We start from the raw sequence: 24,574 nt of genomic DNA on the forward strand, positions 1-24,574 counted from the left end.
ATCTTGATCCTGTTATAGTACATCCTATTTTTACTAAAAATACGAAATCATTATGGGAATTTTTTCAACGGATAACAAACAACTTACATTAATTTATAACTCTAATACTTCTATAGGAAAACAAACCTTTGCATATATTAATGAATCCAAAAAGAAAGTTAGAAGTATCGATACTGCAAAAACAAAGGTAACGGCCACGCAGTGGGTAGAAATCGCAGACGAATTAAATGTTGAAATTAAAAAACTGGTGAATAGAAAACACCCAGATTTTACGGAAATCTATGCGGATGATATTCATCTCAACGATCATGATTGGCTGAAAGTATTAGAAACCCATCCTCATTTAGTTCAATTTTCTATTCTGATTCAAAATACAGAATTTCATTTGTTACATACCCCAGCGGACTTTTTAAAATTTATGGCTCCAGATAGTGCAGGAGTACCCAAAAACCCGGAAAAATGAATTCAGAGTTTTTACTTTTTTGTTTTTTGATCTTTTTGCATAGCTTCTTTGGTTTCCTCAAAAGAAGCTTTTTTTGAGGCATTTCTAACTGACTGGAAAGTTTTTCTTTTTTCTCTTTGTTCAAACTTTTTTTATTCATTCTTCTAGTTTTTGAGGTTCAAATTTTTTATTTATATATTTTTCTTCTCCTTTTACTTCTACGGAGTAATCTCCTAGTATGTCTTCGATATATACCATTTTTATTACAACCATAATGATGGCGACTACAGGTACTGCGAGTATTAATCCCAATACACCTGTAAAAATCCCTAGAACAACCTGGGCAATCAAAATCATAGCTAATGGGAATGAGATCATCTTCCTTTGAATGATAGGAGTGATGATGTTACTCTCTACGGCTTGTATAAATGCATATAAAATACAGACGTAAATAGCATGATCTACCCCTTTCGTAAATGCGAGTAAAAATGCAGGAATTAGGGCTATAATTGGCCCAAAATTTGGTATAAAAGTGATAAGTGCAGCAAAAATGGCTAAAGTTAATGCCAGAGGCACCCCAAGTATTGCTAATCCTATACCTGTAAGAACACCTACAACTATCATAGACAATAATTTTCCCAACAACCATTTCTTTAATGTATAACCCATGGTCAAAACTACCTGGTGGGCTCTTTCTCTTTTGGGTTTAGGAAATAATAAGATAATTCCTCGACTATACATTTTTGGTTGGATCATAAAGAAAAATCCAAGAAAGAAAATGATATAGATATCAGCTAATCCTCCAAAAAATGAACTGAAAAATAGTGTGAGTTTTTCGTTATCTCGTTCATACTTTTTTTGTAAATACGTATTTGTTGTATAACCCAATAACCCACTGGGCTGGATTCTATTTTTTGCTGCGCTTCTTTAGCAGCTAGAGGTAATTCTTTATCCAATATTTGCATTTGCGATGAAACTCTAGGTGCTATACCAACTAAGGTTAATGAAAATACTGTTACCACTAATAGTACTGATGCGAATAAAGATAAACCACTGTTGAAGGGGAGTTTCGATTCTATTGCAGAGGCTATTCCTCGAAAAAAAGTAGCAAATAAAACACCTGCCAAAATAAGCAATAAAACTTTAAAACCTTTAAGAATCAAAAAAGTACACAATATCATAATGATGACGATACTAGTGGATTTTATAATTTTTTTGCTGAAATCACTAATGTTAAAAATAGACTCTTTTTTTTCAAAACTTTTGATTTAATAAGATAGGATCAAATAATATAAGCTTTATTAGAAATGTTTTGTTCTGGGACATGGTTAAAAAACTCAATTATAGCTTGATTAGCGGCGGCGCCATATGAAACCAAAAAACTGCCTTTGTAACCGTCACTATCTTCCATAATATAAAGTATGGATAGGTTGGCAGGATTTCTAATACCCTCGAAGCGATGTTGCGCTACGATGCTAATATCCTTCGGCTTATGCGCGCATTTTGTCAAACTATTGACTATTTTATTTTTCTCAAAATAAAAATTAGTCGCGTATCCTATATCGGCGTACTTTTTTATGTAATATTTTTCGTTTTTTGGAAGATTTGCTTTCATAAAATGAAATAGTTTAGCCCACAACTGTTTCAAAAATTATTAAGAAATAAATACACATTACAATAAAAGAAGCTATAAATAGTGGAACAACTAGTTTTACCACTTTTTGAGGATTTAGGTTTTGAAAGTATTTGCCTGAGTTTTTTTTCATATGTCATGGTTGTTTATTTTACATAATAATAAACGGGTAAAAAATCTACCCCAGATATTACCCGTTTATTCATCCTCAACAATTTTTCTATACGTTTTTAGTTCCCATCAGTTGCATCATCAACTTCATCCTTTACTTCTTCGGCTGCTTCTTCAATGCCTTCTCCAACTTCTTCTACTCCGTCTTTTATTTTTTCTCCTGTACTTTTCTTTTCTCTACAACTTGTTAATATAGTTGCAACAAAAACAAAAGAAAACAAGGTTATTATAACTTTTTTCATGATATGTTTAATTTTAAATTTAATTATGCCTTAAATCTTTTTCCAAAAATTAACGATACTATAAATAATACGATAAAAATGAAAAATAAAACTTTGGCAATACTAGCTGCACCTGCAGCAATACCTCCAAATCCAAATATTCCCGCTACTAGTGCTAGGATTATAAAAATGACTGTCCAACGTAACATAATAATTGTGTTTTTTAGTTAATATTATTGTCTTAGTACTTAAAAGATCTTTAAGAACTTGTGTAACAAAGATCATGAGATATCAGACAAAAGCTTTGCTGTATCACTAGTATTGTTAACTCCATTGCAAATAGGGATTCTGAAAGTATGCTTCTTACTTTAAAATGCAGTATCTTTAGCTATATTCAGTTTCTAATCCTATTTAATGAGAAAAAAATAAGTATACAAGACCATAGCGTTCATAAGGTCGTAATTGATTTAGCGACGAGCCTGGGAGTAGATTATGAACAAACTCATCATGAATGCTGTGTTCGATTACCCGATGAAATGGGTTCTGGATATGTTAGGTCTTTTCAGTTTGATTTTGGAGTAGGTGTGGTAGAAACGGATTATTTACTTAATAAGGAATTTAGATTCGAATTGGAAAAGGGTACGATTCATCCTCTAAAGGTTATTTTCAATAGAGAATCAAGTTTTTTTCATGGTTTTGAAGAAGGTAAAGAATTACATGAGGTTCGAAGATTGGAAAATACGATGGTAGCAAGTACTCCCACCAACAACCACATTTTTAAAATTCCTGCGAATGTACCAATATGCATTTTTAGTTTAGAGATCAACAGAAAATTGTTTGAAGAAAAAATAGAGTCTTTCCTTCCTAATATGAATACCGATTTGATTGATCTTTTCAGGGATGTAAATGGAATCAAACAATTTTATTACAAAAATTATTACAGTCTTGAAATATCAAAATTTATTTCTGAATTTACAGAATGTGAGCTTACCGGTTTTATGCGACAGGTGTATCTTGAAGGGAAGGCTTATGAAATTTTAACGTTTCAACTCAAACAATATCTTGATGATTTAAATGAACCTGATAAGCGTTTGATTTTAAGGCAATCTACAGTAGAGTCTATACAAAAAGCAACATCCATTATAAGAGACGAAATAGAAAGTATGGATAACGTTGTAAATCTGGCAAAACGCGTTGGATTAAACCAAAATACACTTCAGAACGGATTTCAACAATTATATAAAACTTCGGTTAACGAGTATATCAGAAATTATAGAATTGAAAAGGCTAAAGAATTTTTAGAGTCGTCTGATCTCAATATAACTCAAATCACTTACAAAGTTGGGATCAATTCTAGAAGCTATTTTTCAAAACTTTTCAAAAAAAATATGGTGTTAGTCCTAAGCAATATTTGGATCAGATTAGAAATCAGAAAGATGATTCTCGATCTGCATAAAACTAATCTTCTGAAGTACTCCCGTTCTCTCTTTTTTGAATAAATTTTTGACAAAAAATTACCGCCTTAACAGACCAATAGTGTTATTATAAGTTTCAAAATTGTTAACCTGTTTAACGTAAATCCGATTTCTTTGTACAATTCAAAAAAAGACTTAGAAGTACAGGAATGCGCGTAATCGAGATCAAAAGTATAGAGGGAGCAGAAATCCTCGAACAACTCAAAATATATTTGCAGGGTAGTTTAAAAGAACAATGGGGAGAATATGTTTTGGAGTTTGATAATGAATTGGGCAAGGGGATGATACGTAGTATCGCCTTTGATTGGGGTGTTTCTCTGGTTGATTACGATGTTAATTTTACAGAAGACATCAAGATTGTTTTTAATATAGCTGATGCTAATCCTATAGAATTTATCTTTGTTTCTGAGGGAAGTCTAGAGTATTCTAATGATTCTGACCCTCGACCAAGAAGTTTTGAGCGTTATCAGAATATTATTATTTCTTCCAGGAAAAATTCTATTGAAACTTACATTTTTCCAAAAAAAGTAGCTATCAAAGTAAATTTTATTTACGTGTTGAGAAAGGAGTATTCAAAGAAAAGAAATAATAATTTATCTTTTCTAAGCAAGAGCTTACTTGATGTTTTTCAAGACGGGAATTCTGAAACTCGATATAGTCATTTTGGAAATTTTAATCTTAAAATTGCAGATCAGATACGACAGTTACAGGAAAGCTATGAGAGCGGTATTGTGCGTACTTTGTCTATAGAAGGTCAACTTAATTTGATTTTGGCTATGCAAATGTTAGAGCATAGCAATCACGAAAGTGGGATGGTATTGCCAGAATCCCTATCCAAATCAGATATCAAAAAAATTCATAAACTGTCTGAGTATATTATAGATAATATCTCCGAACCTTTATCGGTTGATATTTTGGCCACCAGAGCAGGACTTAGCACAAAAAAATTACAACTTGGTTTTAGGGTCTTATATTCCAAATCTGTAAATGAATATATTAGGCAGTTAAAACTAGAAATATCCAGAGATTATATCAAAAATACGGATGATTCTATATCCGAAATTGTCTATAAAATAGGCTTTAAAAGTAGAAGCTATTTTTCTAAGATATTTTTTGAGAAATATGGGATTTTACCTGCCGAATATCGCAAAAAAATAAAATAAAGTATTAGAAATTCACAATGGTACTGTCGTCTGAATAAATGCCTATTATTACCCCAATATAAATTCGATTCATATCTCATTATTTAGTATGAAACGTAACAGTCTAATCTTAAAAACCTACTATATTAGATGCAAGGTGAGAGAACAATTGTACATTTAAAATTTCAATCCACATTAACAGAATTAGAATTAAAAAAAATTGTAGAAAATAGAAAAGAAAAGGTTAGGGAGATTAAAGGTCTATTCTCTTTTTATTGTCACTATAATGATGAAACCAAAACTTTGGGAGCTATCTATATTTTTGAAAATATAGATCTTGCGAGAGCATATATCGGTAACTTTATGATTAACGGACTCGGTCCAAAATATGGGATTATACCCATGACGCTAAAAATTGATATGGCTCAAATTAAAAAAGAATTTCAATTTTAGACAGAAGATACTTATGACTAGGGAATCGGGATGTTTTTGTAGTACACCGGATCTAACATAGAGGTATATGCAATATCATTCTTGAAGAATTCTTTGGCAATAGGGTGGGACCTAAATTTTGGAACTGATGTATGATCTAGTATGCTATCGAGCTTGTCCCTAGGGGCTTTTGAATCCAGCCATGTTTGATAAAATTCTTTTGGAATTACAAGAGGCATAGTGTTATTTAAATTCTGAATTTTGCTGATTATTCCTTTAGACTCTGTTAATAGGATAGAACTGGTAATAAAGCCATCGGATAATGTATTGTATATACCTCCCATACAAAAAGGTTGTTGATTTTCTAAATACACATAGTAAGGATGTAAAGACCCTTGGTAAAGGTGATAAATAAAAAAGCCTGTTACCACAACTAGACATCTTCTTTGTTGGTAGGGTTGTTCAAAAAAGTAATCAGAACTTAGTTTGTCTTTAGTAGCAGTAATTGTCTGCAGTACCTTTTGAAAATCCTTCCAATCATCATAATAATCAAAAGGCAAGATCCCCCAAATAGCAAAAGAAATATAGTCGGGATTGTCTAAGGTAATAACTGATAAAGTAGATTCATAGTTTCCGTCAATTACAGGATTCGGAACATAAAGTTTAGGGTATTTGAAAGGTACGCCCATCTCATTTTCTAAACGTTCTCTATTGGCAATATTTGAAACTTGTTTTAACATTCAACTTATATCTGTACGCAAGTAAATAAAAATACACAGCGTAAATTACCTTGTTTCATTTAATTACTAACGCATATGATAAAATATAACGTATAAATTTAATGAATGTTTAGTTTGTGAATCGATAGAGTCATAGAAAAATCTAAAAACGTTAAACAAAGCAAGTTTATTACGTTACATTTGGGTGTAAGTTTCTGATAATTAATATTATATATGCTCAAGGTGTAATGGTGAAGACGATGAGCTCATTTCGTAATGATATACCTCCTGAATTTTTTCAATTCCAGGAGTTGTTAGAGGGTGTTCTTGAAAAAAAGTACGATACTTATAGTATTATACCAAATAAACAAGTTGGGACTGGAAAGGTGAGATTTATTAATCTTCAATATGGGCTACAATCGTTTGATTTTGATTTAACTCCATCTCAGGATTTAGAAATTCCAATTGAATGCATTACGTTTACTTCTCTTCAATTTTTATATTGTTTAGAAGGGTCTTGTTCACATCAGTTTGATGATTTGGATAAAGTACATACGATAGAACAATTTCAAACTGCAGTCATACATACTGAGCAAGGGTTGGTTAATCGAATTTTTGTAAAGGCAGGGGAACGTTTAGTGCTTAACATATTGGTAGTCAATAAAAAGGAATATTTTGCCAAGTTTGATGCGGATTCCAACAAGTTTGAAAGAAGAATTCAGGATCTTCTTAGGAAGATTGGTACCAGAAAAAGGTATTATCATTCCGGAGGACATAGTTTGAAAATTGCAGAACAATTAAAATTACTTATCGGTATAGAATATGCCAATGAAATTTCCGAAATGTTGTCGCAAAGAGGAAGATACTATTTGGTATTAGCTAGACACATAGAAAAATTTTGTCAGGAGGTAGGTAATAATCAAAATACTAGCGGTTTATTGAAAAATGAATTGAAGGAGATAACCTTTACAAGTGACTACATCAAAACACGACCAGAGGATCAACATACTATAAAAACATTGTGTGCTAGATCTGGTCTTTCTCCCGCAAAATTACAAGAGGGTTTTAAATTTATGTTTAATAGGACAGTTTCTGATTTTATTAGAAATGTGCGCTTAGAACAGGCAGAAAAACTTATTCGCACTACCGATTTAACCATTTCAGAAGTTACCTACTCTGTTGGGCTCACCAGTAGAAGCTATTTTTGCAAAATTTTTAAAAAGAGGTATAATTATAGTCCAAAAGAATATAAAATCAAATGCCTAAGGTATCTTAAAGAATCGGCTCAAGAATAATTTTTTATCTACATATAATCAAAAATGCTCTTTTGTTTCTAAGAATACGTATTGAGTTAGTTAAATTTTCTTTTGAGTCAATCTTAACAAGTGTAGATGTTAATTTTGAAATAGTAAATAAAATTTAAATTATGAAAAAAACAACAATATGCATTGCACTATCGACATCTATTCTTTTCTCAAGTTGCTTGGGATCATTTAGTGCATTTAATGGACTTAAAGATTGGAATCAAGATCTTACCGATAGTAGATTTGTAAATAACTTAGTCTTTTGGGGGTTAAATATCATACCGGTATATGGTTTATTCTTTTTGGGAGATACATTGATTTTTAACGTGATTGAATTTTGGAGTGGGTCAAACCCTCTTGCAATGAATGAAGGTGAAAGCGAAACACAAATTGTAGAGCGAGATGGAAATACTTACAAAATGACAGCTTCCAAAAATAGACTACAAATTCATATTGTAGAGGGAATACGAAAAGGAGAAAAATTGGATTTGGTTTATAGCCCTTCTCACAAAACATGGAGTGCAATAAAAGCTAATGGAGAACTTATTAAACTCTCTTCTTTTGAAGATGGTTTTTATGTAGTACATCTGCCTGATGGGGAAAAAGTAAAAATTAACCCTAATGATTCTAAGGATAAAGGGTTGGCACTATTACATCATAAAATTATTTCGTTTCAGGATTGCCTGTTAACAGAAAATGACCAATAATTAGTATTGTCTGCAGATATCCGTAAAGAGATTGTTCTTAGAGCAATCTCTTTTTTGATTTAAGAATTAATTATTCTATTTTGAAAATATGATGAAAAGTAAGAAAAAGGCTTTTACGAAAAGAAAACTAGTGGTTATAACTGTTATAATAGCGGTAATTCTAATTGTGGGTAGACTTTTACTGCCTTTTTATGTCAAAGAATACGTGAATGAAGTCTTGGCCGATATTCCTGGATATCACGGCCAGGTTGAGGGTATAAATATTTGTTTACTTCAGGGGGCTTATGAAATCGAATATTTGTCATTACAAAAAATACAAGCCGACTCTAAAGTACCATTTCTAGACTTCAAAAAAACTAACATTTCAATAGAGTGGGCTGCTCTCTTCAAAGGAAAGATCGTAAGTGAAATTGTAATGACTGAACCAAAATTAAATTATGTTTTTGAAGATCAAGGGACTGGTGATTCAGAATCACCTGTGTTAAATGATTGGACCAAAGCGTTAACAGATTTGGTTCCTATTGATATTAATAGATTAGAAATTATTAACGGAAAAGCTTCTTTTATCCAGCTATCCACGAGTCCTACCATTGACCTCTATTTTGATCAGATTAGTTTGGAGGCAAAAAATTTAAAAAACGTGGCACGGGAAAATTTAGAGTTGCCCTCTACGATAAAAGCCAATGCAGTTTCAATAGGACGGGGAAATGTTCAATTAGAGGGAAAACTTGACCTGATAAAAACAATTCCTGATATGGATATTTCGTTTTCGCTAGAAAAAACAAATATGAAGTCGTTAAATGATTTTACTCATCATTATACCGGACTAGATTTTGAAGAAGGCGATCTAAGTATTTATAGTGAAGTGGTTATAGCAGATAGCTATTTAAAAGGATACGTCAAACCAATACTCACAAATGCCAAGTTAATCGGTAATGACGATGGTTTTTTAGATACTTTGTGGGAGGGTTTTGTGGGATTTTTCAAATTTCTTCTAAAAAATCATAAGAAAGATTCCCTGGCGACCAAGGTCCCTTTACAAGGGAATTTAAATAACGTAAAAACAGGTAGCTGGAATGCGATATTAAATATTTTTAAAAATGCCTGGATTAAGGCTTTTGAGAATGTGACAGATGATTCTATTAATTTCGAAAATGTTCAAAAAGAAATGGATAAAAAATGATCAAGATCATTTGATTAAAAGACTTCTTAAAACACTCATCACAGTCTTTTCGAGGCTGTTACACCTATCAAATAATCTTGACCCTTGAAAATAGAATTAATAGAAATTCTTAATTTAAGTCTTCTAATCTTCTGATAGAAGATAATCCATTCATGATTTTGTTCTTTTGTTGGGTAAGAATGGTTTGTGTACTTGGCGGCAATGTCGTCTCAGAAAGTACATCATTATATTCCTCGACAGTTGCTTCTTCTCCTCTTATGGCTTCTTCTAGCATAGATTCTTCGTTATCTTTTGATAAAACGGACTTTACATCCATCCATGCTCTATGCATTGTTCCAGTAATACTTCCTCCATTGTCCACTGGCTGACCAAAAGATTTAATTTCCGCTTTTAAAGCGTATCCAAAATCATGGCGTTCTTGCGCTTTTTGGTTGAAATAATTTTTGAGTCCACTGTGTTTAACATTGTCTGCAGCTTTTTTAAACCCTTTTTCTGCATCATAGGTTTTTTCTAAAAGGTCATTTAATTTACCTCCTACTTTTTCAGAATACGTTGTCATAATAACAATTTATTTATTATTAGCGATAACATTATTTAGAGATGCTTATCGGTTAACATCTATCTATTAGGTCGTATAGATATCTTTTTGGTTTGCTATACGTTGGTTAATTTCTTTTCCGTTTTTTAGAGTTTCCTGTGGTGATAGTGATGATAATACCGGATGCTATTCCACTTATAAATATGAGTAAAAACTGAAGTCCCATAAATGATGATTTTAAGATATACTCCAAAAATAGCTAGGTGTTTGAGGCATTGATTGCTCAAAAAATGTAATTGTTAACTCATTTAGAATTTAACTTTTTGTTTAGTAAGTAATTGTTCTATAGATGATTTGAGTTAATATTTGAACGGATTAGACAAATGTGAAATTGAATAGTTTAAGATATTTTGAAAAAATATAATTATGATAAGAAAAGGTACAGAAGTAAAATGGAATTGGGGAAATGGGTACGCTACGGGTAAAGTAGAAGAAACATATTCAAAAAAATTACCAAAACGATAAAAGGCACCGAGGTTACCAGAAATGGGGAGAACAATAACAAGGCTTTATACATAAAGTTAGATGACGGTAATTATGCTTTAAAAAGTGAAAGCGAAGTAGAACGGATGTAGCATCAATTCATCAAAGATTTAAAAATAATGATAAGGAAAGGTAATAAAGTGAAATGGAAAGAAAACAATACAGTTCGGAGTGGTATTGTAGAGGAGACATATGCTTATAAACAACAAAAAACGATAAGAAAGAGAAGTAAGGCTTCACGCTTTAGTCGTGCCGTAAAAGCTTTATATATTAGGTTGAAAAATGGAAAACACGTACTCAAAAACGATAATGAGGTTTTTCTAGAAACATCCAATAATCAGTCGGAGTGACTAGTATATAAACATGCTGACTCAATATCTATTAATAGAAAACTAAATAACAATAACTATGGAAATTGAAAAAGAAATGCAAAAATTACTTGAAATGATTTTTGAAGCGGAGAAAATATACTTTGAAGCTGCACAAGAAGTTCAGTTGGTTGAACTTACACGATTCTTGAATTTTCAAAGCTCGAAGAGAAATAAATTTGCTAACGAAATTGTTGAAGTTTTAACTTCACACAACATGGTTGCAACTATGTTGTATATAGAAAAGGGCATACGTTCAGAGAATCAAGAAACATCGCTCTTAGGTAGAGAAAAATATATACATTTAATGATTAAATGTTTAAATTTTGATGGGGAACTGATAGATACGATTACAGAGCTTTTGAACAAACCCTCCTTGTCAATAGAAATCGCTGAAGTAATAACTCGTGTAATGACGTTTCTTATTTTTCAACATGTAAGAGGTGCAGAGATGATCAAAAGACTTAATAAAGAAAGGGAGATAAATATAAAAGAATCCAAAATTGTTAGACTTCAAAGCTATTGATAAGGTATCTATTCGTTTTATTTGATAAAAGAACTATTTGATTGACACGATTATTATTCGGGATTCTTTCGTGTTATAAACGCTTATGCTCAAAAGCATATACTATGCAAGGAATAAAGTGTATGAGTTGTTAGATTTGTTAAGGAATGGGTTATTGTATGTTTTGAGATAAAGTACTTATAGTTCTTTTACAAATCACACAACATTCTTTGCAATAGTCCAGTTGATGATGGTTGTATGCATCGAAACAAGATAAAAGTTGTTCTTCACATTGTTTTAATAAGTCATTTGTTTCTTTTTCAGAAATTGGAGTGCTCAAAACTTTTGCGGTAAACTCACAGACTTCTGCAGTTAATACAGAAATTTCGATACACTTTTTAAATCTATCAACGTTTTGTTCCTTAAGACATAAAAACCCAAAGTTTCTAATTTCTATAGCGCAGCTCACAAGTTCTTTTATTAACTTCTCATTATTTTTCATTCTAAGTTATATTTAATTTCTCTCTGCAAATACTTTTTGTAGGGTGGAGGTTATTGTAATTATTGATTCCGCTTAAGCATATAATTGGTTGTTAGAAAAAACGACATTTTCCAATGGAACATGATCAAGTATTATGAGATCTGTTTGATATCGCTCTTTATTTTTCAGATGCTCTTTCATGAGTTTCTAATAACGATTTTAATTCTTCAGGTAAATCAAGAGTTCTAATAGGGAATGGGATATTGATATTATTATCATCATAAGCTTCCTTTAACAACATCATAGTTTCACTTTTGGCTTTGGCTACTTCTAAAGCAGAAGTTGAATTGATCCAGAAACGCAATTCATAGTTGATAGCACTATCTCCAAATCCCCTCCACAAAAATAATACATCGTCTTTTTTTCTACTGCTTCAAAGTTTTCTACCACGGTTTGAATAGTGAGTTTTTTTACAAAACGTAAATCTGACTCATACCCAACTCCACATTCTAGTATAACTCTTGATTGTGCTGTTGTAGAGTAATTTTTAATAGGATTCTCTACGACAAGCTTGTTTGGAATATACACCAGGTTATTATCGACCTGTTTCAATGTGAGTGCTCTAAGACTGATATCAACAACTTCACCTTCGTAGTCATTAGTTTCTATCCAATCTCCAAACTTTAAATTTTTGATATACGAAAGTATGATTCCTGAGTAGGTATTTGCAAGTGCCCCTTGTAATGCAAGACCTACTGCCAAACCAGCTACTCCGGCACCCGCCAAGATGGTATTTAATGCTTTGCTAAGATTTAATATTCCCAGTATTAGAAATAGACCTATCAAAATCACTAATATTGATACCAATTTAGAAATCAACTTTTTCATTGCCCGTTGTAAACGACTTCTTTCCAAAAGTTTAAGGACAAGTTTGCTTATATATTTTGAAGCGATAATAGCGATTATAAAAACAAGAATCGCAATGATTAGATTTGGTAAGTTTACCACTATACTGTCTAGCCATGACTCTAGTTTCTCCATCATCTTATTCCAGGCATTAATCAATTGTTCTTTCATTATTTTATCTTTTTATTTATTTAATTCTTAAAATAGATGATATCCCCACGGATATTTAGGGTTGTAGGTATCATGATATTTTTAGAGGCTTATTCAAACAATTTACTTATTTTAATTTTTAATGTTTTCCAAAAATGCAGGGGTATAACTTCCGATTAATTCCAAAATACCTTGTTCTGAAGGCGAAAAATAGGAAGCAGAAGACGAGATGTAATTATCTATATTGTCAAAAGTTTTTTGAATAGAACCGTCTAAGTATGCTCTTTCTATAGCTGGATGTACATAGTATTTTCTACAAACATTTCTGGTATTACCAAGACCTTTGGCTGCAGCATCAAAGGCTTGTAGTACGTTCTTTTGTCTTTTTTGATCAGAATTACCGATTTTTAGATCCTTTAGCGTCTCGAAGAAAATAGAGGTTGCGGCCCAAGTTCTAAAGTCCTTTGCGGTAAATAAATCCCCACATATTTGATGGATATAATGATTAATCATACCACTGTCTACACTATGCTTATCCCCATTAATATCATAGTACTGAAACAATTCCCATCCTGGTATTTCCTCGCATTGGTTGACTAGACGAATCAATTTTTTATTACGCAAAGTGACCGAGTGTTTTTTCCCTCTTTTACCAATGAAATCGAATTTCATTTTATTGTTTTCTAAGGATACATGCCGTGTGCGCATTGTGGAGAGACCAAAGGTTTTGTTTCGTTTAGCATATTGTTCGTTTCCAACTCGAATATGTGTCTCTTCCATTAAACGAATTATCAATGCCAAAACCTTTGACTTTGGCCAACCCCTCTGTTCAAGGTCAAGATCAACTCTCTTACGTATTTTGGGGAGTTGTTTTCCAAAATCCATCATCTTATAGAATTTAGTTTGATTACGAATGGTCTTCCACAGAGAATGATATCGATATTGTTTTCTATTTTTTAAATCTCTACCTACAGCTTGTAGATGACCATTTTCTAAAGTAGTGATTTTCACTTTTTGCCATGCAGGGGGAATAACTAATTTCTGGATTCTTTTAATGTCTTTTTCATTACTAATTAGCTTATTGTCTAATAGGTAACAAAAGTTATTCTCTTTTTTTGTCTTATTATTTTTAATTGGTTTTCATCTACATACACCAAATCCAGTTGATCAATTACGGTTTCAGGTGTAGTAATGATCTGCTTTAAAAATTTAGGGTTTGTGCGTTCCATATTCATCATCACAAATAATTTTTGGTTATCTGTTATTATCGAGATAAGACAAATAATCTTTTGCTAAATTATTTTTTTGTTCTTGAGTGAATACTTTTCCTGCCATTTGAAACACTTCATGTTCCTCTTCATCGAGATGGTGTTCGACTTTTTCTTTGAGCTGTTTTGCTATTTTGAGCCAAGCAGATGAGGAATATTCGGTGTTTTCTAGCTCTTCGATTAGCTCATCAATTTCATGATGTTCTGCAATACCATGTCTGGCTTTTTCTTGAGTCCGATCACTAGTGATAAGAGGAACATAAAAATGTCTTTCTTCTGCGTCGGCATGAACCGAAAGTTCTTTTTTTATTTTTTTGAAAATCTGCACTCTTTCGCTAGAATCACCAGAGGTTTCTATTAGTTCTTTTAGTAAATTTCGTTGTAGTGTATGATCTTCTCTTAATGCTTCAAAAATATTCATTGTTTCAAGTTTTAGGATTTGATAAAAATAGCCTCTTAAATATACTTAAGAGGCTATTTTAGCAACTAACCATATCTATCCTGGAATCTGGATATATTATTTGGTGAAAATCACCTTTGAATTTTTAAGGTTTGATTTAAAATCTGCTATGTCGGTTACATATTTATATTCATCATTAAAAACACGATTAGGTTTTTCTCCTATGATGATGTGTTTAACATTAAGATCCGGAGCATTCAAAATAACCTGATCTGAGATTCTTAATTTTTTGTCTTCCAGACTTTGTTCTTTTTCTTCTAATTCCGAAATCACATATAGATTTTTACCAGTGGCAATAATTTCCTTTATATCAATAGTATGTTCTTTATCTTCTACTTCGGCTTCTACTCTTAGAGTAAGTTCTTCTTTGTCTCCAGAATTAGGCATATCTACATCAATGTAAGGAACCTCTATTTCCTCTTCTTCCATCACAACGACAACTTTAGGGATTGTAACTGTTTTAGTTTTTGTTCCAACATTCACATCCGCCCAATCCACGTCAAAGGTTGGTAACTGACCAGGTTCGGTCTCTACCTCAACATCTACATCAGGTAGCTTTGCCTCTTTTTTTGTTGTACGTCACAACTACTTAATAAAATAATAATGATTGCTATTCCTATAAAATTTTTCATAAATAAATGGTTTAAGGTTAAAATGACAAGGGCTACCTAGTTGATTTACACATTACATTTGCCCTAATGATGTATTTCGTTTTTACGTTTTTCGGGAGCCCTTGATTAAAATGTTTTATCAAAACTACGGGCAATCTCTTTTTTTTGTGCGCATTTACAATTTTGATTAACTGTTTTGCAAATAAATTTCACATCGATCATTTGAGATCTCAAAAACTTTGGATAGCGTTAATAATCGAAGCAATTAAGCACAACTTTCTTGTAGTAAATGATGAGTTTTAAAGCTGCAAAATCATCTTGATATGAAAAATATAAATAGACCTAGCTTTTCCAATTTGAAAGCACTTTACATTAATTGTACTTTGAAAAATTCTGGGGAACAAAGTCATACCGAAGGGTTGATGGAAGTATCAATAAAAATAATGAAATCAGAAAACGTTTCTGTTGAATATTTACGACTGGTAGATTATGATATAGCTTATGGTCTTATGCCGGATATGAAAGAGCAGGGAAAAGATAAAGATCAATGGCCAGATATATACCAAAAAGTAATGGACGCAGATATTTTAATTATTGGGACCCCCATCTGGCTTGGTGAGAAATCATCTATTGCCACCAAGCTTATAGAACGTCTATATGGGATGAGTGGAGAAACCAATCAAAAGGGACAGTATGTGTATTACGGTAAAGTTGGTGGATGTGTGGTGACAGGAAACGAGGATGGTATAAAACATTGTGCCATGGGCATTTTATACGCTTTACAGCACTTAGGTTATAGTATTCCTCCACAAGCAGATTGTGGATGGATAGGAGAAGCCGGACCTGGGCCTAGTTACTTGGATAAAGAGTCTGGAGCTAAAAATAATGAGTTTACTAATAGAAATACCACTTTTATGACATACAATATGCTTCATTTAGCAAAGATGTTAAAAACCAATAATGGGTATAATTCCTACGGGAACTCAAGGAATGATTGGGACGATGGAACTCGATGGAATTTTGAGAATCCAGAATATAGATAGTTCTTGAATATATGAAAGCTGCGCTAAAGTTTTTGAAGAAATTAAAAAGTACTATTTTTCATAGTATTGCTTTTTACCCGGTGTTGATTAGCGTAGCTTTTTTTCTTAGCCATTACGCTTTTATTTGTTGAAAATTTGGAAGTTGTTCATGCTTTTAAAAAGAAGATACCTTTTTTAATTGTAAAGGATCATGAAACTGCTAGAACTATCCTGTCTACTTTATTCGGAGGTATTCTATCACTAACAGTTTTTAGTTTTACTATGGTAATGGTAGTGCTTAATCAGGCGTCAACTAATTTTTCTCCACGTTTACTACCTGGACTTATCTCTAATAAAAGACATCAAATTATTTTAGGATTTTATATTGGTACGCTTTTATTCAATATCATCGTATTAATGTCTCTTGGAGCTTATGGACCTTCCAAAAATGCTGTTGGATTTTCTGTTATGATATCCGCCATTTTAGGCGCTTTTTGCATTGGTTTGTTTGTCTATTTTATTCATAGTATTTCTCAAGCAATACAAATACAAAATATCATTGATAAAATTTTTTATAAGAGTGACAAACTTCTAGATGCTGAAAAGAGAAGACAGGAAGAATCTGCAGATATACCAAGTCCAGAGAATTCTACAGAAGATTGGAAAGTAATCCAAAGCGGTAAAAGCGGATATTATAGATCTTTTGATGTTTCTCTTCTGGGAGATTCATTTAAACAGCAAGAAAAAATTATTGAAATCATTCCATATGCCGATCAACATGTTTGGAAAAATGATCCGATTATGAAGGTTCGAGAGGAATTGTCAAATGATGAGATAGAAGAGCTACAACTGTCATTGTATATTTTGTCTAATCCTCATGAGGATGATAGTAGTATTAGTGGAATGATTAAATTAACAGAAGTAGTGGTAAAAGCACTTTCTCCGGGAATAAATGATCCAGGGACAGCGATTAACGCTATCTCAAAAATTGGGCAGTTATTATCAAAAGCACTTACACTTAAACCAAAAACCTTGGAAAAACGTTCTGACCTTGAAATGCTAATAATTCATCAAAACATTCCGGCAAGAGAGTTGATGAGAATAATAGTACAGCCTATACGAGAATATGCAAAAATGGATTGCGCTGTTGCCTACGAACTTATGTCTACTTTGATTTATGTTTGGAACACGAAAAATATTTGTACAGATTATATTACTGCTATATCGGATGAAATAAAGGCTTTACAAAGTGATTTAAAAGCGAATATTGGTAATCATAAAGATTTAAAACGTATCTTAGAGTTGGTAGAATAATTCTATAAAATTTAAAACATGGAAGCAGAACCTACCTTGATTTGTATACCTGATATTAGCGGCTTTACTCAGTTTATGAGCTCAACGGATATTGAATTAAGTTCAAAGGTCATCCCATCCTTACTTAACAAAGTTATATATGCGAATAAATTAGAACTTCGTGTATCAGAAATAGAAGGCGATGCGATATTGTTTTATCGAACAGGGTTACTACCTACTTTTACCGAATTGGTATATCAATGTAGATTGTTTTATACCGAGTTTTATAAACAATTAAAACAACTAAAACACAAGTATAGAAAAGTACCAGGAGGAGAAAAAATACCTGATATTTTGGGGTTAAAAATAGTCCTTCATTATGGTAAACAAATAACAGCTGTTCCTATTGGTAAAAACATCAAATTAATGGGGGAGGATGTAATTATTGCCCATAGACTACTTAAAAATAAAATCCCAATAGAAGAATACATTTTACTCTCTGAAGATCTTTTATCCGAATACAAGGAAACTACCATAGAACGTAATTTTGGTTGGGGTGATCTACATGATCGAGAAACCGAATACCAACACATAGGAGAAGTAAATTACAGCTACATTGATTTGAAACCGTTAATAGAATAAGTCTTCTTTCTCTTATTCTTTCTTCAACTAACAATAGAGTTAAGATAAATAGTAAATGAGCAAAGAACACCTCGCAGCTCATCATATCTTTGTATTGAGCATTAAGAAATACGTTTTAATGTTTGATTTCAATAAAAAATTAATCTTAAAAAATTGCTATGAATTATTTGAATATGAATGAGAAAAAGCTTTTACCTGTAGTGTTAGAATTAAATATTCTACTTGCAGATTACAATCTATATTATCAAAAACTGAGAGGGTTTCACTGGAATATCTTAGGGAAAAACTTCTTTGATCTTCACGAAAAATTTGAAGAATTATACAATGATGCCAAAGTTAAAATTGATGAAATAGCGGAGCGTATCTTAACATTGCAGCACCACCCGGTCAGTCAGTTTCAAGAATATATCAAAATAGCCACTGTAGAAGAGGTTTCTCCGCTTCTAAAAGATACCGAAATGGTAAAAGAACTTTTGGAAGACCACAAAAAATTATTAATCCAAATGCGAGTAGTACTAACGCATGCTGAAGAAGCAGGGGACGAGGGGACCATTGACATGATTGGAGCTTATATTCGAGAACTGGAAAAATTAAGTTGGATGTTGAATGCATGGTATAAGAATACCGCAGATCAACTGGATACAAGTATGGTAGAAAAAGCCTAATTAGAAGTAATAGTAATAATTAAAAAACACAAAAATGAAAACAATAAAATTTTTAGTAAGTACAATTTTAATATTAGCCGTCAACTTTACTTTCGCTCAAAGCGATTCGCAAAAAATGAAAACAACTACGGTAAAAAGTTATGAGTATAAAAAAGATGGTAAAACAGTTCCTTATAAAGTAACCGTTTTTAAGACAAGTACAACACCTTTAAAGTTGGACAAGAAAGATAAAGGTGAGTTAAATCAAGATAGAGAGATTACTCCAGCAAAGGTGACTAAATTGATTTATGTTGATAATGATATGTACGATGACTACGACAAATATATTGTTCTTAGATATTCAAAAGAACCTGAAGATAGTTTTGAATTGAAACCTACCGATAGAGGATTCAAAGTAGTGGTAGATGATAGGTATGTAGAATATATTTTTGGAGAAGGAGTATATTTTGTAAATAATGAGGATAAAGACTTTTTCTTTATTGATGAATTTGATACTATTTAAAATTCTGCATAGATACTAGTAATTAAAAAAGACTTCCATACGGAAGTCTTTTTTAGGTGGTAGAGTTTAGATATGATATTTTCAAAACGTAGATGTATTTTAACATATAATTGTCGATTTTTCCAATGGTAATTTAACATTTGTTTATTATTTTTATAATCTGATATAACATTTTTGTTTTTCAATTAATTTCGTCATCATGTATTCAGAAGCACCAAATGCAATAGAAATTAAAATAACAGCCCAAAGTACAGAAGGTACGGTACGGCAGATTCAAGAAGTAATAGGGGGAACCATACAAGAAAGATGGGGAGAATATGTTTTAACGGTAAATAATCTTAATGCACATGGTTCTATCAAATTTATAACTTTCGATTGGGGAGTTAACTTACTGGAATATGACATCAAATTTCATAAAGATTATGTATTGGTTATGGATGCTTCAGAATACAACCCCATACATTTTGCATATTGCTTAGAGGGGCATTGTGGTCATCGTTTTGGGTTTCAAACTGAGATTAGATCATTAGAGCAATTTCAATCAGTAATTATTACCAGCAAAGACGGTGGATACAATTATGGATATCTTCCTAAAGAGATAAAGCTAGAGATAAATGTAATTCAGATTGCCAGAAAGAAATATTTAAAAAAACGGTTAAATAATGTATCTCAATTAAATCAAAAGTTATATGAGGTATTCATGGATGAGGACCATGAAAATGCATTTGCATACTTTGGTACATTTAATTTGAAATTGGCTGACAAAATTTCTGCTTTACGGAAGGTAAAACAAAAGGGAATGATTAGAATATTACAAATTGAAGGTATGGTATATCAGATATTATCCATGCACATTCAACAACATGATAGGGCTGTAAAAGAGGAAGTTTTACCAACTACATTGCTAAAACGAGAATTAAAAATTATACGGAATCTAGCCAAGAAAATAATTAAAAATGTTGCTAAGGATTATACTCTGGAACAATTAGAGCTGGAAACCGGTTTGGCCCAAGCAAAACTGCAAGAAGGTTTTAAGTTATTATATGCGAAGACAGTAACCGAGTACATTCGACATGTACGCCTTGAAGCGGCAAGAGACCTAATAGCAACTACAGAAATGAATATTTCTGAAGTAGTTTATACTATTGGATTTAGCAGTAGGAGTTATTTTTCGAAGATATTTAAAGAAAAATACGACATCAGTCCTAACGAATTCAAAAATAGAGCAGCATTACCAGTAGAGGAAATAGCTGAGGTAGCTTGATTTACTTAAAAATTTTTCTGATTATATATAGTATACCGTATTTTTTTACCGAATTTAATACGGTAATCACCCAATTATAGGGTTGTAGATCTTCTTTTAGTTCGTGTTTCACTAATTTCATTTGCTCAAAAGATATTTTTCTTTGTAAATTCAGTTTGCGAAGATCTTGTTCTATTTCTTTAAAAGAGTTATATGTTTTTTCCATAATGTATTTAGTCAAAAAATTCTTTAGACATTTTTCTAATGATGTTTTTGTCAATTTGTTTTCTAAATAGGTATCCTATAGCTGTACAGATAAATAATGCAGTTGCCATAAGTAAACAAGCTAATGGAGCACTACCTATTATTTGACTTAACCAGATTGCTCCTGAAACGGTAAGAAATATCAATCCTAAGAAAAGCAAGCTACCTATGATGGCAAGCTTGCTTAAAAAAGAAAATGCTTTTGTTAACTGCTGAAAAGCTTTAAGCTTATAATATTTTTGTGAAAACTTAACATAGCTCTCCCCCAACTTAAAGCTTTATTCGAAGTTTCATTTATGGATTCTAAAACTTTCATTATGATGTTTTCTGCAGTTTTTTAGTACGAGCTTTTAATCTATCCAATTTCTTTTCCAAAGAGGTAATTAAGTCCTCTGCTTGGTGACTAGCATCAGAAACAATGGCTTCTAATTGGTCATCTAAGGTTTCTTTTTTTGTTGAAAGTGTAGCGGCCATTTGATCTTTCAAAGTAATAGCTTCATCTGCGATACGATCTCTTGTAGCAGATGCTTCTTCTACTATTTTTTTCTGGTATTTGATCCTTTGTCTGGCGCGAACAAGATACCTAACGTTGCACCAATAGCTGTTCCCGCAAGAACGCCTAATACTGTATTACTATTATTACTCATTGTTTTAGTTTTTATGTTAAACTTAATTTATTACAAAGATCTTGAAAAACAGTGGTGTACGTTAACTCAAATCATAGGGAAGTTAACGGAAATGAATTTTTCAAACGCGTTATTATTTATTCGAAAAGGGTTAATCTTTATTATCGAACTTAAATAATTTTGGGTAATCAAAGAAAAACAACATGTCTGATACAATTATAATTACCTATCCTTTTACAGGAGAAGTTTTACAAGAATTTACAACTTACAGTAAAGAAAAGTTAGAGGATTGTTTAAACCATTCCCGAAGGGTCTTTGCAGAGTGGAAATTCCAACCTATATCTTATCGTACCCAGCTATTAGAAAGGTTGAGCGTTCTTTTGGAGGAAAATAAAACGGATTATGCTAATCTTATTACTCAAGAAATGGGGAAACCCTATAAAGAAAGCATAGCAGAAATCGAAAAGTGTATTTGGGCAATAGATTTTTATAAAGTAAATGCTGCTAATTTTTTAGCGGATGAGTTAATACAAACGGAAGCACAAGAAAGCTTTATTAGTAAGGATCCATTGGGAACTATTTTAGGGATCATGCCGTGGAATTATCCTTTTTGGCAGGTATTTCGCTTCGCTGTTCCTACATTGACCGCAGGCAATACGATTTTATTAAAACATGCGAATAACGTAACTGGTTGTGCTCTCGCGATACAGAACATATTCGAAGAGGCAGGCTATCCAAAAGGTTGTTTTCAAACTATTATTGCCACGCATCAACAAATAGAACAAATTATAGAAAGTAAAATAGTAAGGGCAGTTAGTCTTACAGGTAGTGAAAAAGCAGGGCGAAAAGTAGCTGAAATAGCAGGAAGAAATCTTAAGAAAGTCATTCTAGAGTTGGGAGGAAACAATCCTTGTATTATACTCAAGGATGCTGATCTGGAGGCACATATTAGAACCATTGTTAGGGCAAGAATGCAAAATACTGGTCAAAGCTGCATCGCTGCAAAACGATTTATAGTCGAAGAAGAGATTTATGATGAATTTCTTCAAAAATTTAAAGAAGAAATTAAACGATTAAAGTTCGGAGCACCTCTTGATCCCAAGACTGAAATAAGTACCATGGCAAGAGAAGATCTTGCGATAGAACTGCAACGCCAAGTGGATGCATCTATTGATATGGGAGCAAAAATATTTCTTGGTAATAGACGCGACAAAGCTTTTTTCGAACCGACCATTTTAATAGATGTCCAACCAGGAATGCCTGTGTTTGACGAAGAGGTTTTTGGACCAGTAGCAGCGGTTACAAAAGCAAACGGTCAGGATCATGCGTTTGAATTAGCGAAAACATCAAATTTTGGCTTGGGTATCATGGTTTTTACACAAGACATTGAAGCAATTAGAAAACGAATTGGAGAAGTAGAAGATGGTGCTTTTTTTATAAACGAAATGGTGAAATCTGATCCCAGATTACCATTTGGAGGTACAAAAAATTCTGGATTTGGAAGAGAATTGTCCAAAGAAGGGATATTGGCATTTGTTAATGAGAAAACTGTTTATGTTAAATAGAAGTAGAATCAAAAAAACATAGAATGAAATTTATTAAAGAGAAAGACGAAGAAAGACAAGATTATATTTTTCAAAAAAATAAAAAAACAAAACTAGGAGCAAAATTTATAGCATTAGTGCTAGTGCTCTTAATTATAGGAGTGATCACATCAGGATTTTTATTAGAGTTTTTTTAGAGCATTCGATATGAATTAATAAAACTAGGTATTGAGATAAAAACCTACAGGAAAGAAAAATAAATTTGAATTAATAAAAAAAATAGTAAATGATACAGAAAATAATATGGATGTTACTAATGGCGCCATTAGCAATTATAGCGCAAAAAACTACCGTAGAATTAGAAACGTTTAATGAAATTAAGGTCTATGATGCTATTAGCGTCAATTTGATTCGATCAAATCAAAATAAAGCGGTGATAACTGGTGATGATGTGGATCAGGTAGCCATTGTTAATAAAGATGGAAGACTTAAAGTTCGAATGGAAATCGATAATATGTTAGATGGTAAGGACACAAAGGTTACTATTTATCATTCTGAGAAGCTGAATTTAATTGATGCCAATGAAAATGCAACCATAACATCCGAGGATATTATTGACTCAAAATATATCAGCATTCGAGTTCAGGAGGGAGCAAAAATAGCGTTAGAAGTTAAAGCTAGAAAATTAGATGTAAAAGCGGTATCAGGAGGAAAAATAAATGTTTCGGGAACAGTGCCAAATCAAGACGTAGTGGTACGAACTGGAGGTCGATATTATGGTGAGGACCTCAAAACGAAACAAACGGATGTAACTGTATTTGCAGGAGGAGAAGCTTTTATACATAGCGATGAATTTGTAGAAGCTAATGTTACTGCCGGAGGAACAATTGAAATATATGGTAACCCAGAAAACGTAAGGGAGGATAAAACCTTTGGGGGAGCTATTGTAATAAGAAAATGATTTGTTGTGAGTAGATTAGTTTGATTGATTATGCGTGAAGGGGGATGAAGAATATTGTTTTATCCCCTTTCATAGTCTAATCAAATAAGTAGATCCAGAGTATAGGTTTAATCATGTAAAAAAAATCAAATGGCTAAAATAAAACAAGTAACCTTAGATAGAATTCCAGAATATGTTGAAGTGGATGACCAAAAGGTAAATAACATCATTGTAAATACGGAAATAGAATTTCATCCCTTGGATGTAACAGGAAATATGGAATATATATTACATCTTTTTGTGTTCGATATTCATGGTACAAAAGACGTTCCGGTACTTTTGTCAAATTGGGATGATTCTAAAATGTTGAGAATCGAATGTGACAAGAGAAAAGATGATTTTTTATGTAAAGAAACTATTCTCTTAAGATCCGAAGAAGTACAGAAAAAAATACTACCATCAAAACACCTATGGCCTTAAAATTGGGGAAGTTACAAGATAATACCTCTGTATATTCTAGACAATTCAAGGTTTTTGCTACTATTATCCCTGCGATTGATAGGGCTTCTAAATG

The 24,574-nt window shown here is 32.2% G+C and carries 31 protein-coding genes and 4 pseudogenes; 19 read left to right on the forward strand and 16 right to left on the reverse strand.

Translation table 11 applies throughout. From position 1 onward, the window contains the following. The first annotated feature begins 52 nt into the window (after nucleotides 1–52). Nucleotides 53–463, forward strand: a complete 411-nt coding sequence (locus AC0L3Q_RS09905) for an arsenate reductase family protein (protein WP_473286424.1) — start codon at nucleotides 53–55, stop codon at nucleotides 461–463. A 135-nt stretch (nucleotides 464–598) separates the two neighbouring features. Here AC0L3Q_RS09905 and AC0L3Q_RS09910 read toward each other — a convergent pair whose 3' ends face one another. The 5 genes from AC0L3Q_RS09910 to AC0L3Q_RS09930 form a co-directional block, all read right to left on the reverse strand. Continuing rightward, nucleotides 599–1,330, reverse strand: coding sequence for an AI-2E family transporter (locus AC0L3Q_RS09910; protein WP_473286425.1), 732 nt, complete (start codon nucleotides 1,328–1,330; stop codon nucleotides 599–601). Further along, nucleotides 1,237–1,605, reverse strand: a complete 369-nt coding sequence (locus AC0L3Q_RS09915) for a hypothetical protein (RefSeq protein WP_473287056.1) — start codon at nucleotides 1,603–1,605, stop codon at nucleotides 1,237–1,239. The genes AC0L3Q_RS09910 and AC0L3Q_RS09915 overlap by 94 nt, the downstream gene beginning before the upstream one ends. Before the next feature lie 119 nt (nucleotides 1,606–1,724). Further along, nucleotides 1,725–2,057 carry a hypothetical protein gene (locus AC0L3Q_RS09920; protein ID WP_073316524.1) on the reverse strand — a complete coding sequence of 111 codons (333 nt, stop codon included), beginning with the start codon at nucleotides 2,055–2,057 and terminating at the stop codon, nucleotides 1,725–1,727. Nucleotides 2,058–2,305: 248 nt separating this feature from the next. Then, entirely contained in the window at nucleotides 2,306–2,488 is a 183-nt protein-coding gene (locus AC0L3Q_RS09925; RefSeq protein WP_073316525.1) for a hypothetical protein, read from the reverse strand. 23 nt (nucleotides 2,489–2,511) lie between these two features. Beyond that, nucleotides 2,512–2,676, reverse strand: coding sequence for a DUF1328 domain-containing protein (locus AC0L3Q_RS09930; RefSeq protein ID WP_073316526.1), 165 nt, complete (start codon nucleotides 2,674–2,676; stop codon nucleotides 2,512–2,514). A 147-nt stretch (nucleotides 2,677–2,823) separates the two neighbouring features. On the opposite strand from AC0L3Q_RS09930, the gene AC0L3Q_RS09935 reads away from it, so the two are divergent. The 3 genes from AC0L3Q_RS09935 to AC0L3Q_RS09945 all read left to right on the forward strand — a co-directional run bounded on the left by AC0L3Q_RS09935 (nucleotide 2,824) and on the right by AC0L3Q_RS09945 (nucleotide 5,537). Then, nucleotides 2,824–3,966, forward strand: coding sequence for a helix-turn-helix transcriptional regulator (locus tag AC0L3Q_RS09935; protein ID WP_473286426.1), 1,143 nt, complete (start codon nucleotides 2,824–2,826; stop codon nucleotides 3,964–3,966). A gap of 125 nt (nucleotides 3,967–4,091) precedes the next feature. Further along, entirely contained in the window at nucleotides 4,092–5,105 is a 1,014-nt protein-coding gene (locus tag AC0L3Q_RS09940) for an AraC family transcriptional regulator (protein WP_473286427.1), read from the forward strand. A 129-nt stretch (nucleotides 5,106–5,234) separates the two neighbouring features. Beyond that, nucleotides 5,235–5,537 carry a hypothetical protein gene (locus AC0L3Q_RS09945; protein ID WP_473286428.1) on the forward strand — a complete coding sequence of 101 codons (303 nt, stop codon included), beginning with the start codon at nucleotides 5,235–5,237 and terminating at the stop codon, nucleotides 5,535–5,537. Nucleotides 5,538–5,554: 17 nt separating this feature from the next. On the opposite strand, the gene AC0L3Q_RS09950 is transcribed toward AC0L3Q_RS09945, so the two are convergent. Continuing rightward, nucleotides 5,555–6,256, reverse strand: coding sequence for an SOS response-associated peptidase (locus tag AC0L3Q_RS09950; RefSeq protein WP_473286429.1), 702 nt, complete (start codon nucleotides 6,254–6,256; stop codon nucleotides 5,555–5,557). A gap of 239 nt (nucleotides 6,257–6,495) precedes the next feature. On the opposite strand from AC0L3Q_RS09950, the gene AC0L3Q_RS09955 reads away from it, so the two are divergent. The 3 genes from AC0L3Q_RS09955 (at nucleotide 6,496) to AC0L3Q_RS09965 (ending at nucleotide 9,429) form a co-directional block, all read left to right on the forward strand. After that, a complete protein-coding gene (locus tag AC0L3Q_RS09955) occupies nucleotides 6,496–7,530 on the forward strand; it encodes a helix-turn-helix transcriptional regulator (RefSeq protein ID WP_473286430.1) in 1,035 nt (344 codons plus the stop codon). A gap of 131 nt (nucleotides 7,531–7,661) precedes the next feature. After that, nucleotides 7,662–8,246 carry a DUF3332 domain-containing protein gene (locus AC0L3Q_RS09960; RefSeq protein ID WP_473286431.1) on the forward strand — a complete coding sequence of 195 codons (585 nt, stop codon included), beginning with the start codon at nucleotides 7,662–7,664 and terminating at the stop codon, nucleotides 8,244–8,246. A gap of 91 nt (nucleotides 8,247–8,337) precedes the next feature. Then, a complete protein-coding gene (locus tag AC0L3Q_RS09965; RefSeq protein WP_473286432.1) occupies nucleotides 8,338–9,429 on the forward strand; it encodes a DUF748 domain-containing protein in 1,092 nt (363 codons plus the stop codon). 109 nt (nucleotides 9,430–9,538) lie between these two features. Here AC0L3Q_RS09965 and AC0L3Q_RS09970 read toward each other — a convergent pair whose 3' ends face one another. Continuing rightward, complete coding sequence (locus AC0L3Q_RS09970) at nucleotides 9,539–9,988, reverse strand: ferritin-like domain-containing protein (RefSeq protein ID WP_073316534.1); 450 nt, start codon at nucleotides 9,986–9,988, stop codon at nucleotides 9,539–9,541. Nucleotides 9,989–10,393: 405 nt separating this feature from the next. Here AC0L3Q_RS09970 and AC0L3Q_RS09975 point away from each other — a divergent pair. After that, nucleotides 10,394–10,602: pseudogene (locus tag AC0L3Q_RS09975) on the forward strand (hypervirulence associated TUDOR domain-containing protein). A 316-nt stretch (nucleotides 10,603–10,918) separates the two neighbouring features. After that, the gene (locus AC0L3Q_RS09980) at nucleotides 10,919–11,404 is read left to right on the forward strand and encodes a hypothetical protein (protein WP_473286433.1); all 486 of its coding nucleotides are present in this window, start codon (nucleotides 10,919–10,921) and stop codon (nucleotides 11,402–11,404) included. A gap of 151 nt (nucleotides 11,405–11,555) precedes the next feature. Here the strand turns inward: AC0L3Q_RS09980 and AC0L3Q_RS09985 are convergent, their stop codons facing one another. From AC0L3Q_RS09985 to AC0L3Q_RS10010, 6 genes and pseudogenes are all read right to left on the reverse strand, one after another. Beyond that, a complete protein-coding gene (locus AC0L3Q_RS09985; protein ID WP_473286434.1) occupies nucleotides 11,556–11,885 on the reverse strand; it encodes a four-helix bundle copper-binding protein in 330 nt (109 codons plus the stop codon). Nucleotides 11,886–12,042: 157 nt separating this feature from the next. Further along, nucleotides 12,043–12,941 (reverse strand): annotated as a pseudogene (locus AC0L3Q_RS09990) (mechanosensitive ion channel family protein). Between the two features lie 111 nt (nucleotides 12,942–13,052). Further along, the gene (locus AC0L3Q_RS09995) at nucleotides 13,053–13,931 is read right to left on the reverse strand and encodes a DNA topoisomerase IB (protein WP_473286435.1); all 879 of its coding nucleotides are present in this window, start codon (nucleotides 13,929–13,931) and stop codon (nucleotides 13,053–13,055) included. A gap of 9 nt (nucleotides 13,932–13,940) precedes the next feature. Then, nucleotides 13,941–14,054 (reverse strand): annotated as a pseudogene (locus AC0L3Q_RS10000) (hypothetical protein); the annotation flags it as partial. A 120-nt stretch (nucleotides 14,055–14,174) separates the two neighbouring features. Further along, nucleotides 14,175–14,609 carry a hemerythrin domain-containing protein gene (locus AC0L3Q_RS10005; RefSeq protein WP_073316540.1) on the reverse strand — a complete coding sequence of 145 codons (435 nt, stop codon included), beginning with the start codon at nucleotides 14,607–14,609 and terminating at the stop codon, nucleotides 14,175–14,177. 96 nt (nucleotides 14,610–14,705) lie between these two features. After that, a complete protein-coding gene (locus AC0L3Q_RS10010) occupies nucleotides 14,706–15,077 on the reverse strand; it encodes a hypothetical protein (protein ID WP_473286436.1) in 372 nt (123 codons plus the stop codon). Nucleotides 15,078–15,582: 505 nt separating this feature from the next. On the opposite strand from AC0L3Q_RS10010, the gene AC0L3Q_RS10015 reads away from it, so the two are divergent. The 6 genes from AC0L3Q_RS10015 to AC0L3Q_RS10040 all read left to right on the forward strand — a co-directional run bounded on the left by AC0L3Q_RS10015 (nucleotide 15,583) and on the right by AC0L3Q_RS10040 (nucleotide 20,647). Then, nucleotides 15,583–16,302 carry a flavodoxin family protein gene (locus AC0L3Q_RS10015; RefSeq protein ID WP_473286437.1) on the forward strand — a complete coding sequence of 240 codons (720 nt, stop codon included), beginning with the start codon at nucleotides 15,583–15,585 and terminating at the stop codon, nucleotides 16,300–16,302. A gap of 111 nt (nucleotides 16,303–16,413) precedes the next feature. Next, the gene (locus AC0L3Q_RS10020) at nucleotides 16,414–17,595 is read left to right on the forward strand and encodes a DUF2254 domain-containing protein (RefSeq protein ID WP_473286926.1); all 1,182 of its coding nucleotides are present in this window, start codon (nucleotides 16,414–16,416) and stop codon (nucleotides 17,593–17,595) included. A gap of 18 nt (nucleotides 17,596–17,613) precedes the next feature. After that, nucleotides 17,614–18,216 carry a DUF2652 domain-containing protein gene (locus AC0L3Q_RS10025; RefSeq protein WP_473286438.1) on the forward strand — a complete coding sequence of 201 codons (603 nt, stop codon included), beginning with the start codon at nucleotides 17,614–17,616 and terminating at the stop codon, nucleotides 18,214–18,216. A 158-nt stretch (nucleotides 18,217–18,374) separates the two neighbouring features. After that, nucleotides 18,375–18,881 (forward strand): Dps family protein, encoded by a 507-nt coding sequence (locus tag AC0L3Q_RS10030; protein WP_473286439.1) that lies wholly within the window; start codon nucleotides 18,375–18,377, stop codon nucleotides 18,879–18,881. A gap of 34 nt (nucleotides 18,882–18,915) precedes the next feature. After that, complete coding sequence (locus AC0L3Q_RS10035; RefSeq protein WP_073316545.1) at nucleotides 18,916–19,383, forward strand: hypothetical protein; 468 nt, start codon at nucleotides 18,916–18,918, stop codon at nucleotides 19,381–19,383. A gap of 199 nt (nucleotides 19,384–19,582) precedes the next feature. Continuing rightward, the gene (locus AC0L3Q_RS10040; RefSeq protein WP_073316547.1) at nucleotides 19,583–20,647 is read left to right on the forward strand and encodes a helix-turn-helix domain-containing protein; all 1,065 of its coding nucleotides are present in this window, start codon (nucleotides 19,583–19,585) and stop codon (nucleotides 20,645–20,647) included. 1 nt (nucleotide 20,648) lies between these two features. Here AC0L3Q_RS10040 and AC0L3Q_RS10045 read toward each other — a convergent pair whose 3' ends face one another. From AC0L3Q_RS10045 to AC0L3Q_RS10055, 3 genes and pseudogenes are all read right to left on the reverse strand, one after another. Further along, nucleotides 20,649–20,852, reverse strand: a complete 204-nt coding sequence (locus tag AC0L3Q_RS10045; RefSeq protein ID WP_073316549.1) for a DUF6327 family protein — start codon at nucleotides 20,850–20,852, stop codon at nucleotides 20,649–20,651. Between the two features lie 7 nt (nucleotides 20,853–20,859). Next, nucleotides 20,860–21,159, reverse strand: a complete 300-nt coding sequence (locus tag AC0L3Q_RS10050; protein WP_473286440.1) for a hypothetical protein — start codon at nucleotides 21,157–21,159, stop codon at nucleotides 20,860–20,862. 46 nt (nucleotides 21,160–21,205) lie between these two features. After that, nucleotides 21,206–21,537, reverse strand: a pseudogene (locus AC0L3Q_RS10055) (YtxH domain-containing protein). A 182-nt stretch (nucleotides 21,538–21,719) separates the two neighbouring features. On the opposite strand from AC0L3Q_RS10055, the gene AC0L3Q_RS10060 reads away from it, so the two are divergent. The 4 genes from AC0L3Q_RS10060 (at nucleotide 21,720) to AC0L3Q_RS10075 (ending at nucleotide 24,480) form a co-directional block, all read left to right on the forward strand. Beyond that, a complete protein-coding gene (locus AC0L3Q_RS10060; RefSeq protein ID WP_473286441.1) occupies nucleotides 21,720–23,081 on the forward strand; it encodes an NAD-dependent succinate-semialdehyde dehydrogenase in 1,362 nt (453 codons plus the stop codon). Nucleotides 23,082–23,104: 23 nt separating this feature from the next. Continuing rightward, a complete protein-coding gene (locus AC0L3Q_RS10065) occupies nucleotides 23,105–23,257 on the forward strand; it encodes a hypothetical protein (protein WP_170864600.1) in 153 nt (50 codons plus the stop codon). Between the two features lie 89 nt (nucleotides 23,258–23,346). After that, the gene (locus AC0L3Q_RS10070; RefSeq protein ID WP_473286442.1) at nucleotides 23,347–24,021 is read left to right on the forward strand and encodes a head GIN domain-containing protein; all 675 of its coding nucleotides are present in this window, start codon (nucleotides 23,347–23,349) and stop codon (nucleotides 24,019–24,021) included. A 129-nt stretch (nucleotides 24,022–24,150) separates the two neighbouring features. Beyond that, nucleotides 24,151–24,480 carry a hypothetical protein gene (locus AC0L3Q_RS10075; RefSeq protein ID WP_473286443.1) on the forward strand — a complete coding sequence of 110 codons (330 nt, stop codon included), beginning with the start codon at nucleotides 24,151–24,153 and terminating at the stop codon, nucleotides 24,478–24,480. Nucleotides 24,481–24,574: the final 94 nt, after the last annotated feature.

The organism is Aquimarina sp. KJ22-3 (assembly GCF_055808215.1).

What these genes read in the sequence shown, in the direction of transcription:
- AC0L3Q_RS09905 (WP_473286424.1), top strand. Translation starts at nt 53, where the DNA reads ATGGGAATTTTTTCAACGGATAACAAACAACTTACATTAATTTATAAC.
- AC0L3Q_RS09920 (WP_073316524.1), bottom strand. Translation starts at nt 2,057, where the DNA reads ATGAAAGCAAATCTTCCAAAAAACGAAAAATATTACATAAAAAAGTAC.
- AC0L3Q_RS09925 (WP_073316525.1), bottom strand. Translation starts at nt 2,488, where the DNA reads ATGAAAAAAGTTATAATAACCTTGTTTTCTTTTGTTTTTGTTGCAACT.
- AC0L3Q_RS09930 (WP_073316526.1), bottom strand. Translation starts at nt 2,676, where the DNA reads ATGTTACGTTGGACAGTCATTTTTATAATCCTAGCACTAGTAGCGGGA.
- AC0L3Q_RS09935 (WP_473286426.1), top strand. Translation starts at nt 2,824, where the DNA reads ATGCTTCTTACTTTAAAATGCAGTATCTTTAGCTATATTCAGTTTCTA.
- AC0L3Q_RS09940 (WP_473286427.1), top strand. Translation starts at nt 4,092, where the DNA reads ATGCGCGTAATCGAGATCAAAAGTATAGAGGGAGCAGAAATCCTCGAA.
- AC0L3Q_RS09945 (WP_473286428.1), top strand. Translation starts at nt 5,235, where the DNA reads ATGCAAGGTGAGAGAACAATTGTACATTTAAAATTTCAATCCACATTA.
- AC0L3Q_RS09950 (WP_473286429.1), bottom strand. Translation starts at nt 6,256, where the DNA reads ATGTTAAAACAAGTTTCAAATATTGCCAATAGAGAACGTTTAGAAAAT.
- AC0L3Q_RS09955 (WP_473286430.1), top strand. Translation starts at nt 6,496, where the DNA reads ATGAGCTCATTTCGTAATGATATACCTCCTGAATTTTTTCAATTCCAG.
- AC0L3Q_RS09960 (WP_473286431.1), top strand. Translation starts at nt 7,662, where the DNA reads ATGAAAAAAACAACAATATGCATTGCACTATCGACATCTATTCTTTTC.
- AC0L3Q_RS09965 (WP_473286432.1), top strand. Translation starts at nt 8,338, where the DNA reads ATGAAAAGTAAGAAAAAGGCTTTTACGAAAAGAAAACTAGTGGTTATA.
- AC0L3Q_RS09970 (WP_073316534.1), bottom strand. Translation starts at nt 9,988, where the DNA reads ATGACAACGTATTCTGAAAAAGTAGGAGGTAAATTAAATGACCTTTTA.
- AC0L3Q_RS09980 (WP_473286433.1), top strand. Translation starts at nt 10,919, where the DNA reads ATGGAAATTGAAAAAGAAATGCAAAAATTACTTGAAATGATTTTTGAA.
- AC0L3Q_RS09985 (WP_473286434.1), bottom strand. Translation starts at nt 11,885, where the DNA reads ATGAAAAATAATGAGAAGTTAATAAAAGAACTTGTGAGCTGCGCTATA.
- AC0L3Q_RS10005 (WP_073316540.1), bottom strand. Translation starts at nt 14,609, where the DNA reads ATGAATATTTTTGAAGCATTAAGAGAAGATCATACACTACAACGAAAT.
- AC0L3Q_RS10010 (WP_473286436.1), bottom strand. Translation starts at nt 15,077, where the DNA reads ATGGAAGAAGAGGAAATAGAGGTTCCTTACATTGATGTAGATATGCCT.
- AC0L3Q_RS10015 (WP_473286437.1), top strand. Translation starts at nt 15,583, where the DNA reads ATGAAAAATATAAATAGACCTAGCTTTTCCAATTTGAAAGCACTTTAC.
- AC0L3Q_RS10025 (WP_473286438.1), top strand. Translation starts at nt 17,614, where the DNA reads ATGGAAGCAGAACCTACCTTGATTTGTATACCTGATATTAGCGGCTTT.
- AC0L3Q_RS10030 (WP_473286439.1), top strand. Translation starts at nt 18,375, where the DNA reads ATGAATTATTTGAATATGAATGAGAAAAAGCTTTTACCTGTAGTGTTA.
- AC0L3Q_RS10035 (WP_073316545.1), top strand. Translation starts at nt 18,916, where the DNA reads ATGAAAACAATAAAATTTTTAGTAAGTACAATTTTAATATTAGCCGTC.
- AC0L3Q_RS10040 (WP_073316547.1), top strand. Translation starts at nt 19,583, where the DNA reads ATGTATTCAGAAGCACCAAATGCAATAGAAATTAAAATAACAGCCCAA.
- AC0L3Q_RS10045 (WP_073316549.1), bottom strand. Translation starts at nt 20,852, where the DNA reads ATGGAAAAAACATATAACTCTTTTAAAGAAATAGAACAAGATCTTCGC.
- AC0L3Q_RS10060 (WP_473286441.1), top strand. Translation starts at nt 21,720, where the DNA reads ATGTCTGATACAATTATAATTACCTATCCTTTTACAGGAGAAGTTTTA.
- AC0L3Q_RS10065 (WP_170864600.1), top strand. Translation starts at nt 23,105, where the DNA reads ATGAAATTTATTAAAGAGAAAGACGAAGAAAGACAAGATTATATTTTT.
- AC0L3Q_RS10070 (WP_473286442.1), top strand. Translation starts at nt 23,347, where the DNA reads ATGATACAGAAAATAATATGGATGTTACTAATGGCGCCATTAGCAATT.
- AC0L3Q_RS10075 (WP_473286443.1), top strand. Translation starts at nt 24,151, where the DNA reads ATGGCTAAAATAAAACAAGTAACCTTAGATAGAATTCCAGAATATGTT.